This window comes from Nocardioides perillae, from assembly GCF_013409425.1.
Classification (GTDB): Bacteria; Actinomycetota; Actinomycetes; order Propionibacteriales; family Nocardioidaceae; genus Nocardioides; species Nocardioides perillae.
This window is the reverse complement of the sequence record NZ_JACCAC010000001.1, coordinates 1,278,816-1,294,107: the sequence shown is the minus strand read 5'-3', so window position 1 is coordinate 1,294,107 and position 15,292 is coordinate 1,278,816. Positions and strand designations below refer to the sequence as shown.

The window sequence follows — 15,292 nt, the reverse complement described above, 5'->3', positions numbered from 1 at the left end:
AGGCGGTGTGCGCGCCCGTCCTCACAGCGCGGCGGTGAGCACGACCTCCCCGCCGGCGTCGGTCACGACGACCTCGCTGACGTCCTCGCGGAGCACGGCGGCCTGCAGGTTGCACACCATCGTCGCCGCGCCCGTGCCGAGGAACGCCCCGGCGGGGCGCAGGCGGCCGGTGCGGGCGTCGCGGAAGGCCGCGCGGAAGGTGCGGCCCTCGGCGAAGCCGGCGGCGACCATCCGCATCTCGACGCCCCAGGTGTGCGGCACCAGCACCGCCTCGGCGACCTCCACCGGGGTGTCGCGCACCTCCTGCAGCGCCACCACCTCGCGCGGCACCTCCGGCTCCGGCGCCGTGGCGCGGCCGACCACCACCCCGCCGCCGAGCGCCACCAGGGCGGCGGCCGCGGCGACCAGCGCGGGTCGGCGCGCCCAGCCACCCCGGGCGGCGGCGGGGTGGGCGGACCCCCCGAGACGACGTACGACGGGGCGCGCGACGCGGTCCGCGTCGTCGGGGTCGTCGCCGACGGCGGACGTGGCCGCCGGCGTGACCGCCGGCGTGGCCGCCGGGGTGGCCGCCGTGGTGGCCGCGGGGGTGGCTGCGGGGGCGGCGTGGCCGCGCGTCGTCGCGGGCGGCTCCCCCGCCGCGCGCTCGGCGGCGACGGCGGCGCGGATGCGCGCACCGAGGTCGGCGGGCGGGTGCGGCGGCGCCGCGACCCGCGCCGGGTCGACGCGGCCGAGCAGGTCGGCGACCGGCGCGAGCTCGGCCAGCTCGGCGCGGCACTCCGCGCACCCGTCGACGTGGGCGCGCAGCGCGGCCGCCTCGGCCTCCGCCAGGTGGCCCAGGGCCAGCGCCCCCAGCTCCTCGCGCAGCCTCCGGTGCTCCTGCGGGCTCATCCGGTCACCCCCATCTCGTCCATGGCGACGCGCAGCGCCTTCAAGCCGTAGAACACCCTGCTGCGCAGGGTGCCGGTCGGGATCCCGAGCTCCGCGGCCACCTCGTCGTGGGGGCGGCCCTGCAGGTGCGTCATCACGAGCGCCGCCCGGTGGTGCTCGGGCAACCGGCGCAGCGCCTCCTCGACCACCCAGGCCCGCACCAGCTGCTCGGTCGGGTCGGCGACGGGCTCGCCCGCCCCGGCCAGCGTCGCCGGGTCGGCCAGCTCGCGCAACCACGGCCGCACCTGCGCGGCCCGCGCGTGGTCGAGCATCGTGTTGCGGGCGATGCCGAAGAGCCACACCCGCAGCGAGGCGAGCTCGGGGTCGTAGCGGTCGGCTGAGCGCCACGCCTTGAGGAAGGTCTCCTGCACCACGTCCTGCGCAGCGCCCGGGTCGCCGAGCCCGCGCAGCACGAAGCGGTAGAGCTGCGGACCGTAGGCGACGTAGGCCGCGTGCACCGCGTCCTCGTCGGCGAGGCCCGCCACGACGGGGGGCCCGCCGGGGCCGGTCGGCGCTGGCGGGTCGACCGGCGCGGCACCGGGAGCGGCGCCGGGACCAGCGCCGGTCGTCGGCGCGGCGCTCTCGGGCGCAGCGGTATCCGGCACCGACCCACCTCCGCTCGTCCTCACACCCGTGCCTACGGCGCCCGCGGCCGCCGCGTTCACCACCGGGCAGAGGTCGTTCGGAGCCGCCGACCGGACGGGTGGCGGGCCCCCGGCCGCCTCGGGAGGTCGGCGGTGCGGTGAACGCGGCCGCGCGCCGCGGCGTACTCACCCACGAGGCCGGCCGCCCACGGGGGCGCGGCCGGCCCCACCGTCCCGACCTCCCCACGGAAGGACCACCCGATGACCGACACCACGAGCCACCGGCGGCTGCTGCGCGGCGGCGCTGCCGGCGTGCTGGCCCTGGCCGCCTTCGCCGTCGCCCCGGCCGCGCCGGCCGCCGCGCAGGCGTCGCCCGCCACCACCGCCGCAGCCGCAGGCGCGACGAGCGCACCGACCACCGCCCAGGCGACCGCCCGGGCCCCCCGCAGCGGAGGCAAGGCCGGCACCACCCGCACCGTGCGGACCAGCGCCCAGCTGCGCCGTGCGGTGGCAGCGGCCAACCGCCGCGAGGGCCCCGACCGGATCGACCTGGGGCGCTCCTTCCGTCTGACCCCGGGCGCGGGTCGCGGCACCGGCGTCTTCGCCGGCGACCTCGAGGTGACCGACACGCTCTTCGTGGAGGGCTTCGGCCGCGCCGTCGACGTGCGGGGCGTGGACCGGCTCTTCGACGTCGCCGCCGGCACCCGGCTGACGCTCAACCGGGTCGTCGTGCGCAACGGCGCACCGGCCGCGGGCGAGAGCGGCGGCGCCGTGCGCTCCGCGGGCACGCTGGTGGTCAACCGCAGCACGCTGTCGCGCAACCGCGTGCGCGGCGAGGGCGCCTCCGGTGGCGCGCTGTTCAACGACGGCGGGCGCCTGGTGGTCTTCGACTCGGTGCTCACCGGCAACAGCGCGACCCGCGCGGGCGGCGCGATCGAGGCGCTCGCCGGCTCGACCACCGTGACGCTCTCGCGCCTCGCGGGCAACCGCACCGGCCCCACCCCGGGCAACGGCGGCGGGCTGCACCTCACCGGTGCGGGCACGGTGCGCGTCGTCGACAGCCGCGTGGTCGGCAACCGCGCCTCGGCCGAGGGCGGCGGGCTGTGGAACTCCGCCGAGGGCCGCTTCACCGTGCAGCGCACGCTGGTGGCCGGCAACCGGGCCGACGGCGCCGCGGCCGACCAGGGTGGCGGCGGCCTGCACAACGACGGCGGCACGCTGCGCGTGCTCGAGTCCACCGTCGAGCGCAACCGAGCGACGGGTGCGGCCGGCTCCGGCGGCGGCATCCTCAACGACCTCGGCAGCCTCGTGGTGCGCGGCTCGACCGTGGCCGACAACACCGCGCCGCGCGCCGGCGGGGGCATCGAGGCCAACGTCGGGTCGACCACGGTCGCCGACAGCGTGCTGCGCGGCAACACCACCGGCCCCGCCCCGGGCAACGGCGGCGGACTCCACTTGACCGGGGCCGGCACCGTGCTCGTCGAGGGCTCGCGCGTCGTGGGGAACCGCGCCGTCGAGGGCGGTGGGCTGTGGAACAGCGGCACGGGCGACTTCAGCGTCACCGGCACCGTCGTGCGCGCCAACACCGCGACCGGCGCGGCCGCCGACCAGGGCGGCGGCGGCCTCTACAACGACGGCGGCACCCTGACGGTCTCCGACTCGACGGTCGCGGCCAACCGCGCGAGCGGCGCGGCGGGCTCGGGCGGCGGCATCCTCAACAACCTCGGCACCCTCGAGGTCGACGGCACCTCCGTGCAGCGCAACGCCGCGGTCCGCGCCGGCGGCGGCGTCGAGACCAACGGCGGCGAGGTGTCGCTGCTCAACGTGGTCCTGCGCGACAACACCACCGGCGACGCCCCGGGCAATGGCGGCGGCTTCCACACCACCGGCGCCGGACGGGTCTCCTACACCGGCGGCTCCGTCACGGGCAACGCCGCGACGAGCGAGGGCGGCGGGCTGTGGAACAGCAGCACGGGCACCTTCGTCGTCAACGAGGTGCGCATCGAGGGCAACACCGCCCCGACCGGGCCGGACACCTTCAACCAGCCGGGCGGTGTCTTCACCGTCGACGGCGTGCCGGTGGCGCCGACCCTCTGAGGGCCGTACGCCGAGGGGTCACGCACCCGCCGAGGGGTCACGGACTGCGCGGATCCGCCCGTGCCTGACCCCTCGGCGGGTCCCCAGCCGATGACCCCTCGGCGACTTCTCAGGCTTCTCAGCCACTTCTCGGCGAACCGCGGCATCCGGCGGTCCAGACCGCACCGGACAGATCGCAGGGGCCGGCGAGCACGCCGGATCCCGGTCCGTCCACACGAGCGAGGGAGCACCCGTGAAGATCCGATCCCTGGTTGCCGCAGTCGCCGCCGCCACCAGCCTGTCCCTGACCGCCGCTGCCGTGCCGGCCGCCGCGACCGACTCGCGCGCCGCCGACGCCCGCGCCGGCCAGCGCAGCCTGGTGCAGGTGCTGTCGGCCGACGGCAACCGCTTCGACCGCAACCCCACCGACTTCGACGTGCTGGAGCGCGCCGTACGTGCCGTGCTGGCCGCCAAGCCCGACAGCCCGGTCGGCCTGCTCGCCGACGGCTCCGTGCGGCTGACCGCCTTCCTGCCGACCGACCGGGCGTTCCGGCGCCTCGTCGAGGACCTCACCGGTCGCCACGTCGCCCGCGAGGCCGACGTGTTCGCCGCGGTCGCGCGCACCTACGACGCCGACACCATCGAGGCGGTGCTGCTCTACCACGTCGTGCCGGGCGCGCCCATCAGCCGCAGCGCGGCGCGCAGCTCCGACGGGGCGCGCCTCACGACGGCGCTCGAGGGCGCAGGCGTGCGCGTCGACGTGCGCCGCAAGGGCCAGGTCTTCCTGCTCGACCGCGACCCCGACGACCTGAACGCCCGCATCTCGAAGTTCAACATCAACCAGGGCAACCGCCAGATCGCGCACCGCATCGACCGGGTGCTGCGACCGCTCGACCTCTGATCCTCCCGGGCGAGCGCTGAGCGCGCGGGCCCCGGCTGCCACCCGTCGGCAACCGGGGCCCGCGCCGTCGCGAGTCCCCAGCCGACGACCCCTCGGCGGGTCCCCAGGCGACGACCCCTCGGCGGGGTCAGGAGGCGGGGGTCGCGAGGCCGAGGCGCTTCGCGGACTCCTCGCGCATCTCGACCTTGCGCACCTTGCCGGTGACCGTCATCGGGAAGTCGTCGACGACCAGCACGTAGCGCGGCACCTTGTAGTGGGCGAGCCGGCCGTCGCAGAAGGCCCGCACCGCCTCCGCGTCGAGCGGCTCCGCGCCGGGCCGCAGGCGGACCCACGCGCAGAGCTCCTCGCCGTACCGCTCGTCGGGGACGCCCACGACCTGCACGTCCTCGACGTCGGGGTGGGTGTGCAGGAAGTCCTCGACCTCGCGCGGGTAGACGTTCTCCCCGCCCCGGATGACCATGTCCTTGATCCGGCCGACCACGACGCAGTAGCCGTCCTCGCGCATGATCGCCAGGTCGCCGGTGTGCATCCAGCCGTCGGCGTCGACCGCCTCGGCGGTCTTCTCGGGGTCGTCCCAGTAGCCGAGCATCACGGAGTAGCCGCGAGTGCAGAACTCCCCCGGCTCGCCGCGCGGCACGGTCTCCCCCGTCGCCGGGTCGACGACCTTGATCTCGACGTGCGGGTGCACCCGGCCGATGGTCGCCGTGCGCCGGTCGAGGTCGTCGTCGACGCGCGTCTGGCAGGAGACCGGCGAGGTCTCGGTCATGCCGTAGGCGATCGACACCTCGGCCATGCCCATGTCGTCGACGCAGCGCTTCATCACCTCGACCGGGCAGACCGACCCGGCCATGATCCCGGTGCGCAGGCTGGACAGGTCGTAGGACGCGAAGTCGGGGTGCGACTGCATCGCGATGAACATCGTCGGCACGCCGTAGACCCCCGTGCACCGCTCGTCCTGGATGGTGCGCAACGTCGTCTCGGGGTCGAAGCCGGGCGCCGGGATCACCATCGTCGTGCCGTGCGAGGAGCAGCCGAGGTTGCCCATCACCATGCCGAAGCAGTGGTAGAAGGGCACCGGGATGCACAACCGGTCGTCGGGGCCCAGCCGGATCAGCTCCGTGGTGGCGAAGCCGTTGTTGAGGATGTTGCGGTGGCTCAGCGTCGCGCCCTTGGGTCGCCCGGTCGTGCCCGAGGTGTACTGGATGTTGATCGGGTCGTCGGGCGACAGCGACGCCTCGCGCTCGGCCAGCGCGGCCGGGTCGACGTCAGCGCCCGCGGCCACCAGCGCGGCCCAGTCGTCGGTGTCGAGGAAGGCGACGCGCTCCAGACCCGGGCACTGCGGCCGCACCTCGGCGACCATCGCGCGGTAGTCGCTGGTCTTGAAGCTGCTCGCCGCCACCAGCACCCGCAGCCCGCTCTGCTGGACGGCGTAGGCCAGCTCGTGGGTGCGGTAGGCCGGGTTCACGTTGACCAGCACGACCCCGGCACGCGCGGTGGCGAACTGCAGGATCGTCCACTCCGCGCAGTTCGGCGCCCAGATCCCGAGCCGGTCGCCCTTCGCCAGGCCCCAGCCGAGCAGGCCGCGGGCGACGGCCTCGACGTCGGCGGCCAGTTGCGCCCAGGTCCAGCGGCGCCCGCTGGCCACCTCGACCAGCGCCTCCCCGTCGGGGTGCTCCGCGACCGTGCGCGCCAGGTCGGCCCCGATGGTCACCTCCAGCAGGGCGGGCTCGGTCTCGCCGGCGGCGTACGACGCGGTGGGGGTCGGCATGCGTCGCAACGTACGCCGCTCCCCGGGCGCCCCACCACCCCTGCGGCGACCGCGCAGGGCAGGCAGCCGCCGCGGCGGGGTCAGGCGGTCGTGGTGTCGACGACGACGGCGGTGGCGTTGTCCTCGCCGCCCGCCTCGACGGCGGCGGCGACGACGCGCTCGGCGCAGTCGGTGGGGTCGGCGACCGCGGCCACGACCTCCTGCAGCGTGGCGTGGTCGAGCATGCCGTTGACGCCGTCGGAGCACAGCAGCAGCCGGCCCGCCGGCAGCGGCAGCAGGAAGAAGTCGACCTCGCCGCGCTCGGTGCCGCCGACCGCCCGGGTCACGACGTTGCGCTCGGGGTGCACCGCCGCCTGCTCGGGGGTGATCGTGCCGGCGTCGACGAGCTCCTGCACCAGCGAGTGGTCGACGCTGACCTGCTCCAGGCGGTCGTCGAGCAGCCGGTAGGCGCGGGAGTCGCCGAGGTTGGCGACCAGCCACGCGGGCCCGTCGTCGCCGCGGACCAGGAGGGCGAGGACGGCCGTCGTGCCGGCGTACGACGCGCGGCCGCGACCGCCCCCGTGCTCGCGCGACCAGGCCGCGACGCGCTCCTGGGCGCGGTCGAGGGCCTCGCGCACGGCGGCGGCGCCGGACGCCGCGTCGTGCGTGCTGCCGCCGAGGGCCTCGAGCTCCTCGACCACCGTGCGGCTGGCGACGTCGCCGCCGTCGTGGCCGCCCATGCCGTCGGCGACGACGAAGACCGGCGGCGCGACGAGGTAGGCGTCCTCGTTCACCTGCCGCACGCGGCCGACGTCGGTGGCGGCGCCGAAGGCGAGCTGGACCTGCGCGTCGTTCACGTGCCCTCCTCGTCGCGGACGGGCGCGGTGGGGCGGCTCGGTAGCGTGGGAACGATGTCCACCGCCACGCCCGCCCGCTCGCTCGCCGACCAGCTGCGCCGCTGGCCCGACGAGCGACTCGCGCGCCTGCTGCGTGCTCGACCCGACCTGGCCACCCCAGCCCCCCACGACTCAACCCAGCTGGCGTCGCGCGCCAGCACGCGGTCCTCGTTGACCCGTGCGCTCGACCTTCTCACGGCCGCCGAGCTCCACGTGCTCGACGCCCTCGTCCTCCAGGGTGAGACGACGCTCCAGCGGCTGGTCGCGACGGTGCACGCCTCACCCGCCTCGGTGGGGGCCGCGGTCGAGCGGCTGGTCGACCTCGCGCTCGCCTGGGAGGCCAGCGGCGGCCTGCGGCCGCTGTCGGGCGTCGCGGAGCAGCTGGCCACGGGCGGCTCGGGCGCGGGCGGCGGCACCGGCCCGAGCGGGCTGCACCCCTGGACCCCGGACGCGCCCGACGAGGCGGTCGTCGCCGCGAGGGTCGCGGAGCTGTCGCCCGCAGCGCGCGCCCTGCTCGAGCACGTCGAGGCCCACGGCGGCACGGGCACGACCGGCACCACCCGTCGTACGGTCTCGGCCGCGGACGCCCGCACCCCCGCGGAGGAGCTGGTGGCGCGACGGCTGCTCGTCCCGCGCGAGGACGAGCTGCTCGTGCTGCCCGGCGAGGTCGGCACGCACCTGCGCGGCGGTCGCACCACCCGCGAGCCGGTCGACGCCGTGCCGGAGGTCGCGACCACGGAGCGCGACCCTGCGCTCGTCGACCGCACGGCCGCGGGCGCCGCCTTCGAGGCCGTGCGCCGCACCGAGCTGCTGCTCGACGCCTGGGGCACCGCGCCACCCGCGGCGCTGCGCAACGGCGGGCTCGCGGTGCGCGACCTGAAGGCCGTCGCCGTCCTGCTCGACGTCGACGAGGCCACCGCCGCGCTCCACGTCGAGCTCGCCCAGGCAGCCGGCCTGCTGGCCACCGCAGCCGACGACGACGGCGACCCGGCCTGGACGCCCACCGACCTGGTCGACACCTGGGTCGCCCGCCCGGTCGCCGAGCGCTGGGCCGAGCTGGCGGTCGCCTGGCTGCGCACCTCCCGCGTGCCCGGCCTGGTCGGCACCAAGGACTCCGCGGGCAAGACGTGGAACGCGCTCGCCCCCGAGCTGGCCAGCAGCATCGCCGCGGAGTCGCGGGCCGCCGCCCTGGCCGAGCTCGCCGCGCTGCCGCCGGGCGCGACCCTCGCGACGGGCACCGGCCTGCCGTCGCTGCTCGAGCGGCTGCGCTGGCGCCGCCCCCGTCGACCGCGGGTGCGCGAGCAGATGACGCAGTGGGCCGTCACCGAGGCGACCACGCTGGGCCTGCTCGGCCTGGGCGGCGTGCCCGCCGCCGCCCGCCCCCTGCTCGGTGACCCGGGCGAGCCCAGCGCGACCGGCCCGACCGCGGCCGCCGACGACCCCGCCGCCGCCCGGGACGCCGCCGAGGCCCTCGCCCCGCTGCTGCCCGCCCCCGTCGACCACGTGCTGCTGCAGGCCGACCTGACCGCGGTGGCCCCCGGGCCGCTGGAGTCGCAGCTCGCCCGGCGACTCCAGGTGCTCGCCGACGTGGAGTCGCGCGGCGGCGCCACGACCTACCGCTTCCACACCGGGTCGGTGCGCCGCGCCTTCGACGCCGGCTGGTCGGCCGCCGAGGTGCACGCCTTCCTCGACGAGGTGTCCCGCACCCCGGTGCCGCAGCCGCTCGCCTACCTCGTCGACGACACCGCGCGCACCTTCGGCACCGTGCGCGTCGGCCACGCCGAGGCCTTCCTGCGCGCCGACGACGAGACCGCGCTCGCCGCGCTGCTGCACGACCCGCGCGCCGCCGCGCTCGGCCTGCGCCGCATCGCCCCGACCGTCCTGGTGAGCGAGACCCCCGTCGACCTGCTGCTGCCCCGGCTGCGCGAGCTCGGTGCGGCCCCCGTCGTCGAGGCGGCCGACGGCACCGTCCACGTCGCGCGCCCCGACGTGCGCCGTGCCAGGACCCCGAAGGACCGCCGACCGCCCGGGCTGCGCGCCGCGCGGGAGGGCGCCCACCTCACGACCACCGTCACCGCGATCCGCGCGGGCGACCGGGCCGCCGCGGCCCGCCCCGACCGGCCGCCGGCGCCCACCACGCCGGTCGGCACGATGGCGGCGCTGCGCGAGGCGATCGAGGCGCGGGTGCCGGTGTGGATCGGCTACGTCGACAACCACGGCACGAGCACCGAGCGCATCGTCGAGCCGCGGCGCCTCGAGGGCGGCAGCCTCACCGCCCTCGACCAGCGCAGCGACGACGTGCGCTCCTTCGCCGTCCACCGCATCACCGCCGTCCGCCCCGTGCCGCCCGGTCCGTAGGCTGGCGGCATGGACTTCGTGCGCTACGCCGAGGCCTCGGCGGGCCTGCTCAACGCCGACCTCGGCTCGCTCGACGCCCTGCGCGCCCACCTCGCGGGCCGCCCGCGGCTGCAGGCGCGCGCCACCGAGCGCGACGCCCGCGACCTGCGGCGGCTCCAGACCGACCTGCGCCCGGTCTTCGCGGCGTCCGGCGAGGGCCGCGTCGACGAGGTCGTGACGGGCCTCAACGCGCTGCTCGCCCGCCACCCCGTCGCCCCGGTCATCAGCGCCCACGACGGCACCGACCTGCACCTGCACGTCGCCCACCGCGACGCCGGGGTCGCCGAGCAGCTGACCGGCGAGGCGCTGCTGGGCCTCGCCACGCTCGTGTGCGACCTCGGCGCCACCCGGCTCGGCGTCTGCGGCGCCGAGCGGTGCGAGGAGGTCTACGTCGACACCTCGCCCAACTCCTCGCGCCGCTACTGCTCCGAGCGCTGCTCCTCGCGGGCCAACGTCGCGGCCTACCGCGCGCGCCGCCGCGCCGCGGCCAGGGCGGCGTCGTGACCGACGGCCCCCTCATCGTCCAGTCCGACAAGACGCTGCTGCTCGAGGTCGACCACGAGCGCGCCTACGACTGCCGCAAGGCGATCGCCCCCTTCGCCGAGCTCGAGCGCAGCCCCGAGCACGTCCACACCTACCGCCTGACGCCGCTCGGGCTGTGGAACGCCCGCGCCGCCGGTCACGACGCCGAGCAGGTCGTCGACACGCTGCTCACCTACAGCCGGTACGCCGTGCCCCACGCGCTGCTCGTCGACGTCGCGGAGACGATGGCGCGCTACGGCCGGCTGCGCCTCGAGAAGCACCCGACCCACGGGCTCGTGATGACCTCGACCGACCGGCCGGTGCTCGAGGAGGTCCTGCGGGCCAAGAAGGTGCAGGGCATGCTCGGCGAGCGGCTCGACGACGACACCGTGGTGGTGCACGGCTCGGAGCGCGGCAACCTCAAGCAGGCGCTGCTCAAGCTCGGCTGGCCGGCCGAGGACTACGCCGGCTACGTCGACGGCGAGGCCCACCCGATCGCGCTGGCCGAGGAGGGCTGGTCGCTGCGCGACTACCAGCGCGAGGCGGCCGAGTCGTTCTGGCACGGCGGCTCCGGCGTCGTGGTCCTGCCCTGCGGGGCGGGCAAGACGCTGGTCGGCGCCGCCTCCATGGCCCAGGCGCAGGCCACCACGCTGATCCTCGTCACCAACACCGTCTCGGCGCGGCAGTGGAAGGACGAGCTGGTCAAGCGCACCTCGCTCACCGAGGACGAGATCGGCGAGTACTCCGGCTCGGTCAAGGAGGTCCGCCCGGTCACGATCGCGACCTACCAGGTGCTGACCACCAAGCGGAAGGGCGCGTACCCCCACCTCGAGCTCCTCGACGCCCGCGACTGGGGCCTCATCGTCTACGACGAGGTGCACCTGCTGCCGGCGCCGATCTTCCGCATGACCGCCAACCTGCAGGCGCGCCGCCGCATCGGCCTCACCGCGACGCTCGTGCGCGAGGACGGCCGCGAGGGCGACGTCTTCTCGCTCATCGGGCCCAAGCGCTACGACGCGCCGTGGAAGGACATCGAGGCGCAGGGCTGGATCGCGCCCGCCGACTGCGTCGAGGTGCGCGTCAGCCTGCCCGAGGGCGAGCGGCTGGCCTACGCCACCGCCGAGCCCGAGGAGCGCTACCGGCTGGCCGCCTGCACCCACCGCAAGACCGAGGTGGTGCGCGAGCTGGTCGCGCAGCACGCCGGCCAGCCGACGCTGGTGATCGGGCAGTACATCGAACAGCTCGACGAGCTCGCCGCCGCCCTCGACGCCCCCGTCATCAAGGGCGACACCCCGGTCAAGGAGCGGCAGCGGCTCTTCCAGGCCTTCCGCTCCGGCGAGCTGGGGTTGCTGGTGGTCTCGAAGGTCGCGAACTTCTCCATCGACCTGCCCTCCGCCGAGGTGGCGGTGCAGGTGTCGGGGTCCTTCGGCTCCCGCCAGGAGGAGGCCCAGCGCCTCGGCCGGCTCCTGCGCCCCGGCCGCGACGGCAAGGTCGCGCGCTTCTACACCGTCGTGTCCCGTGACACGGTCGACGCCGACTTCGCCCAGAACCGCCAGCGCTTCCTCGCCGAGCAGGGCTACGCCTACCGCATCGTGGACGCGGAGGACCTGCCGGCCTGAGGTGGCTGCAGGAGTCACCGGTCGACCGGTGACTCTGACACTTGTGGCCCGAGTTCTCGGGCCACAAGTGCAGGAGTCACCGGTCAGCCGGTGACTCCGACACCGGGCCTTGGCCACCCCCGGCACCATGGTCGGCGTGAGCCTGCCGCTGCCGATCCCGACGCCCCGCGCGGTGCGCGACCGGCTGGGCGCGGTCATCTTCGAGCGCGTGGCGGGCGAGGACGGGCCGCGCCAGCGCGACCGCATCCACGGCACGCCGGGCCCGCGGTGGTTCGCGCCCGACTCCCCGATCGCGCGGGTGCACGGCGACGCGAGCATGTTCGTCGGTGGCCTGCGCGCACTGATGCTCCAGAGCCTGCACCCGGTCGCGATGACCGCGGTGGCTGAGCACTCGGGCTTCCGCGGCGACCTGTGGGGCCGCCTCGCGCGCACCAGCACCTACCTCGCCGTCACCACCTTCGGCACCGCCGAGCACGCCCAGCAGGCGGTGACCGCGGTCGCCCGCATCCACGACCGGATCCGGGGCGAGATGCCGGACGGCACGGCGTACACCGCCTCCGACCCGCACCTGCTCGCCTGGGTGCACGCCGCGGAGGTCGACTCCTTCCTGCGGGCGCACCAGCGCTACGGCGCGCGGCCGCTCGACCAGGCCGGCCGCGACGAGTACGTCCGCCAGGCCGGCGAGGTCGCCGCCCGCCTCGGCGTGCTCGACCCTCCGCAGACCGAGGCCGCGCTGGCGCAGGTGCTCGCCGACTACGGTCCCGAGCTCGCCGGCACCGAGCACGCCCGCGACGCGATCGCCTTCCTGCTGTGGCGCCCGCCGCTGCCGCTGCTGGCCCGTCCGGCCTACTACGGCCTGGTCGTGTCGGCGGTCGCGATGATGCCGCGCTGGACCCGCGAGCCGCTCGGCCTGCCCGACCTGCCCCCGCTCGACCGCACCGTGGCGCCGCTGGTCGGCGAGGTGCTCACCCGCACGATCCGCTGGGCGCTGTCGGCCGGGGCCGAGGCGGGCGCCGAGGCGCGCGAGCGGGCCCAGGCCACGACCGCGACGGCCGCCGGGCACGTCACGAGCGCGGCGGCCCACCCGGCCTAGGACCGGCCGGCCCCGGGGCCGAGCGGGTCGGGCACCCGCAGCACGCCCGCGTCGCCGTCGAGGGCGGCGCGCGCGCCGAGCGGCAGTGGCCGGTTCGCGGGCTGGTGGCCCACCGGGAGGTCGACGACCACGGGCACGCCGAGCGGGGCCAGCCGCGCCCGCAGCAGCGAACGCACGACGGCCGGGTCGCCGCAGTCGGTGAACGCCCCGCACGCCACCCCGTGCACCCCGTCGAACCACCCGGCGCGCAGCAGCTGCGTGAGCGCGCGGTCGAGGCGGTACGCCGGCTCCGCGACGTCCTCGAGCACCGCCACACAGCCGCGGGCCGGGCGCGAGGTCGGGGTGCCCGCACCCGCGGCGAGCACCGTGAGGTTGCCGCCGACGAGCGGCCCCTCGGCGCGGCCCGGCAGCAGCGGTGCGCCGAGGAGGTCGTCGACGCGCCCCTCGAGCACCAGCGCCCGGGTGGCGGCGAGCGCGGCGGGGTCGAGGTCGGGCAGCATCGCGACGACCGGGCCGTGCACGGTGACCAGGCCCAGCCGCGAGGCCACCGCCTCGTGCAGGGCGGTGGTGTCGGAGAAGCCGACGAGCAGCGGCGGGCGGACCTCGAGGAGCGCGGTCCAGTCGAGCAGGTCGACGACCCGGTGGGCTCCCGAGCCGCCGCGGGCGCACCACACCGCGTCGACGCCCTCGTCGAGCCACGCACGCTCGAGGTCGGCCGCCCGCTCCGCGTCGGTCGAGGCGAGCCAGGGCTGCTCCCCCGGCGGCGGCAGCACCGGCTCGTCGACGACCAGGCCCCAGTCGCGGAGGAGCGCCACGCCCGCGGCCAGGCGTGCGGGGTCGACGGGACCGCTCGGGGCGACGACGGCGACGCGTGCGCCCGGGCGCAACGGGGGCGGGGCGAGCAGGACGCGGCCCACGGCCCGGCGCCCGGGGCGACCGGTGCGGCGGCGGCGCAGCCCGGCCGCCACGAGGCGGGCCGCGAGCTCGCGCGAGCTCACGGGCACCGCGCCGGCGGCGACCACCCGGTCGTGCAGCACCGCCGGCACGTCGTAGTGGTCGCCGTCGAAGCCGCGCCGCGGGATGCCGAGCGAGGCGGCGAAGTCGTGCAGCTCCTCGTAGGAGGCGTCGCTGGCCAGGTGGGACCACAGGCCACCGCCGGGCCCGTGCACCCCCGGCGGGTCGATGAGCAGCATCAGGCGGGCGCGCGGCCGGTGGCGCGGCCCGGCGCGCGGTCGAGCAGCAGCCGCCACGAGCGCACCAGGCCGGCGTCGACGTAGGCCCGTGGCGAGCCGCCGGGACGCACCTGCGGCCCCACGGCGTACGCCGTGACGCCGGCGCGCAGCAGCCACGGCACGTGCTCGCCGGCCAGCCCCGCGCCGGTGACCAGGAGGGCGGCGAGGTCCGGGTCGGCCTCGACGAGGGCGAGCAGGTCGTCGTAGCCGACGGCCAGACCGCGCGGGGAGCCCGCCGAGCGCACCCCGGCGAGCCCCGGCAGGTCGCGGACCCGCCGCCACGAGCGCCGCGGGTCGAGGGCGGCGTCGAAGGCCTCGTGGAAGGTCCACGGCACCCCGGGCAGCGCGGCCGCGAGGTGGGCGCACACGTCGGCGGCGACCTCGAGGTCGGTGTCGAGGAAGCCGAAGGCCAGCCCGGCCGCCCCGCGTTCGAGGTAGTCGCGGGCCAGTCCCACGAGCCGCGCCAGCTCGCCGCCCGTGGTCGACCAGCCATCGCTGAGGCGCAGCACGACGTGGACCGGCACCGCGGCGTCGCGGCAGACGGCCGCGACCGTCGCGGGCTCGGGCGCGAGGCCGGTCGTGCGGTCACGCGTGCGGTCGGCGAGCAGCAGCCGGTCGGCCCCGCCCTCGACCGCGCCGGGCACGTCGCGCGGGTGGTCGACGGCGACCTCGAGCAGCGCCGCGCGCCCCTCGACCCGGTCCTCCGCTGCCTGCACGACTCCGAGACTAGGCCCGTCGACCCCTGCGGGGCCGCCACCGCACCGGCGCGGGGTCGAGCGCCGTCGGGGTGGGTGGGCGGGAGGCGCCGGTGGGTGTGGGGGCGGCTGACACGATGGCCCGATGGACCTGCTCTTCGACTCCCGGGCCCGCGTGCTCGCCGACCTGCAGGCCCGCGGCATGGCCCTCCCCGCGGCGGTCTCGGCGCTGGAGGAGGCGATGGTGGCGCGCCGGTGGTGGGCCGAGCAGTGGCCCGACGGCGAGGCGTACGTCGCCGGGCTCGTCGCCCAGGACGTCCAGGACGCGCTGATCGACCGCGGGGAGCGCTGGCCCGTGTGCGTCGGCTGCCCGCCCGAGGCGCCGCTGCACCCGCTGCACATCACCCCCGAGCTCGGCGGCCCCGACCCGCACTGGGTGTGCGAGGAGACCAGCCAGGTCGTCGCCCGCCTCGGCGAGCTCGCCGCCGCCTCCTGACCCGGCCGCCGGCCGGTGCAATTGCTGGGTTGTCGCCCGGTTACCGACGCGTAACGGGGCGACAAGTCAGCAATTGCGCCAGTACGGCGGGGCGAGGGGTCAGCGGG

Annotated in this window: 13 protein-coding genes; 7 read left to right on the top strand and 6 right to left on the bottom strand. The window is 76.9% G+C overall.

Annotated features, from left to right (window positions below; genetic code table 11):
• Positions 1-21: 21 nt before the first annotated feature.
• Complete coding sequence (locus BJ989_RS06040) at positions 22-888, bottom strand: zf-HC2 domain-containing protein (RefSeq protein ID WP_179517424.1); 867 nt, start codon at positions 886-888, stop codon at positions 22-24.
• A complete protein-coding gene (locus BJ989_RS06035; protein WP_343049134.1) occupies positions 885-1,532 on the bottom strand; it encodes an RNA polymerase sigma factor in 648 nt (215 codons plus the stop codon). The genes BJ989_RS06040 and BJ989_RS06035 overlap by 4 nt, the downstream gene beginning before the upstream one ends.
• A gap of 240 nt (positions 1,533-1,772) precedes the next feature.
• Here BJ989_RS06035 and BJ989_RS06030 point away from each other — a divergent pair, with 240 nt between their 5' ends.
• Both BJ989_RS06030 and BJ989_RS18700 read left to right on the top strand, forming a co-directional pair.
• Complete coding sequence (locus BJ989_RS06030; RefSeq protein WP_179517423.1) at positions 1,773-3,608, top strand: hypothetical protein; 1,836 nt, start codon at positions 1,773-1,775, stop codon at positions 3,606-3,608.
• A gap of 232 nt (positions 3,609-3,840) precedes the next feature.
• Positions 3,841-4,488 carry a fasciclin domain-containing protein gene (locus tag BJ989_RS18700; RefSeq protein WP_179517422.1) on the top strand — a complete coding sequence of 216 codons (648 nt, stop codon included), beginning with the start codon at positions 3,841-3,843 and terminating at the stop codon, positions 4,486-4,488.
• A gap of 127 nt (positions 4,489-4,615) precedes the next feature.
• On the opposite strand, the gene BJ989_RS06020 is transcribed toward BJ989_RS18700, so the two are convergent.
• Positions 4,616-6,256 (bottom strand): AMP-binding protein, encoded by a 1,641-nt coding sequence (locus tag BJ989_RS06020; protein ID WP_179517421.1) that lies wholly within the window; start codon positions 6,254-6,256, stop codon positions 4,616-4,618.
• 80 nt (positions 6,257-6,336) lie between these two features.
• Positions 6,337-7,092 (bottom strand): protein phosphatase 2C domain-containing protein, encoded by a 756-nt coding sequence (locus BJ989_RS06015; RefSeq protein WP_179517420.1) that lies wholly within the window; start codon positions 7,090-7,092, stop codon positions 6,337-6,339.
• 54 nt (positions 7,093-7,146) lie between these two features.
• Between BJ989_RS06015 and BJ989_RS06010 the strand changes: the two genes are divergently transcribed.
• The 4 genes from BJ989_RS06010 to BJ989_RS05995 all read left to right on the top strand — a co-directional run bounded on the left by BJ989_RS06010 (position 7,147) and on the right by BJ989_RS05995 (position 12,762).
• Positions 7,147-9,489 (top strand): helicase C-terminal domain-containing protein, encoded by a 2,343-nt coding sequence (locus tag BJ989_RS06010; RefSeq protein WP_179517419.1) that lies wholly within the window; start codon positions 7,147-7,149, stop codon positions 9,487-9,489.
• A 9-nt stretch (positions 9,490-9,498) separates the two neighbouring features.
• Positions 9,499-10,032 carry a CGNR zinc finger domain-containing protein gene (locus BJ989_RS06005; RefSeq protein WP_179517418.1) on the top strand — a complete coding sequence of 178 codons (534 nt, stop codon included), beginning with the start codon at positions 9,499-9,501 and terminating at the stop codon, positions 10,030-10,032.
• Positions 10,029-11,669 carry a DNA repair helicase XPB gene (locus BJ989_RS06000; RefSeq protein WP_179517417.1) on the top strand — a complete coding sequence of 547 codons (1,641 nt, stop codon included), beginning with the start codon at positions 10,029-10,031 and terminating at the stop codon, positions 11,667-11,669. Before BJ989_RS06005 ends, BJ989_RS06000 begins: the two co-directional genes overlap by 4 nt.
• 136 nt (positions 11,670-11,805) lie before the next feature.
• Complete coding sequence (locus BJ989_RS05995; protein ID WP_343049132.1) at positions 11,806-12,762, top strand: oxygenase MpaB family protein; 957 nt, start codon at positions 11,806-11,808, stop codon at positions 12,760-12,762.
• Here BJ989_RS05995 and BJ989_RS05990 read toward each other — a convergent pair.
• Complete coding sequence (locus BJ989_RS05990) at positions 12,759-13,955, bottom strand: DUF4031 domain-containing protein (protein ID WP_179517415.1); 1,197 nt, start codon at positions 13,953-13,955, stop codon at positions 12,759-12,761. The genes BJ989_RS05995 and BJ989_RS05990 overlap by 4 nt on opposite strands.
• The gene (locus tag BJ989_RS05985) at positions 13,955-14,710 is read right to left on the bottom strand and encodes a copper homeostasis protein CutC (RefSeq protein WP_343049131.1); all 756 of its coding nucleotides are present in this window, start codon (positions 14,708-14,710) and stop codon (positions 13,955-13,957) included. Before BJ989_RS05985 ends, BJ989_RS05990 begins: the two co-directional genes overlap by 1 nt.
• 124 nt (positions 14,711-14,834) lie before the next feature.
• Between BJ989_RS05985 and BJ989_RS05980 the strand changes: the two genes are divergently transcribed.
• Positions 14,835-15,185 carry a hypothetical protein gene (locus tag BJ989_RS05980; protein ID WP_179517413.1) on the top strand — a complete coding sequence of 117 codons (351 nt, stop codon included), beginning with the start codon at positions 14,835-14,837 and terminating at the stop codon, positions 15,183-15,185.
• Positions 15,186-15,292 lie beyond the last annotated feature (107 nt).

What these genes read in the sequence shown, in the direction of transcription:
- BJ989_RS06020 (WP_179517421.1), bottom strand. Translation starts at nt 6,256, where the DNA reads ATGCCGACCCCCACCGCGTCGTACGCCGCCGGCGAGACCGAGCCCGCC.
- BJ989_RS06005 (WP_179517418.1), top strand. Translation starts at nt 9,499, where the DNA reads ATGGACTTCGTGCGCTACGCCGAGGCCTCGGCGGGCCTGCTCAACGCC.
- BJ989_RS05980 (WP_179517413.1), top strand. Translation starts at nt 14,835, where the DNA reads ATGGACCTGCTCTTCGACTCCCGGGCCCGCGTGCTCGCCGACCTGCAG.
- BJ989_RS06010 (WP_179517419.1), top strand. Translation starts at nt 7,147, where the DNA reads ATGTCCACCGCCACGCCCGCCCGCTCGCTCGCCGACCAGCTGCGCCGC.
- BJ989_RS06030 (WP_179517423.1), top strand. Translation starts at nt 1,773, where the DNA reads ATGACCGACACCACGAGCCACCGGCGGCTGCTGCGCGGCGGCGCTGCC.
- BJ989_RS06040 (WP_179517424.1), bottom strand. Translation starts at nt 888, where the DNA reads ATGAGCCCGCAGGAGCACCGGAGGCTGCGCGAGGAGCTGGGGGCGCTG.
- BJ989_RS05990 (WP_179517415.1), bottom strand. Translation starts at nt 13,955, where the DNA reads ATGCTGCTCATCGACCCGCCGGGGGTGCACGGGCCCGGCGGTGGCCTG.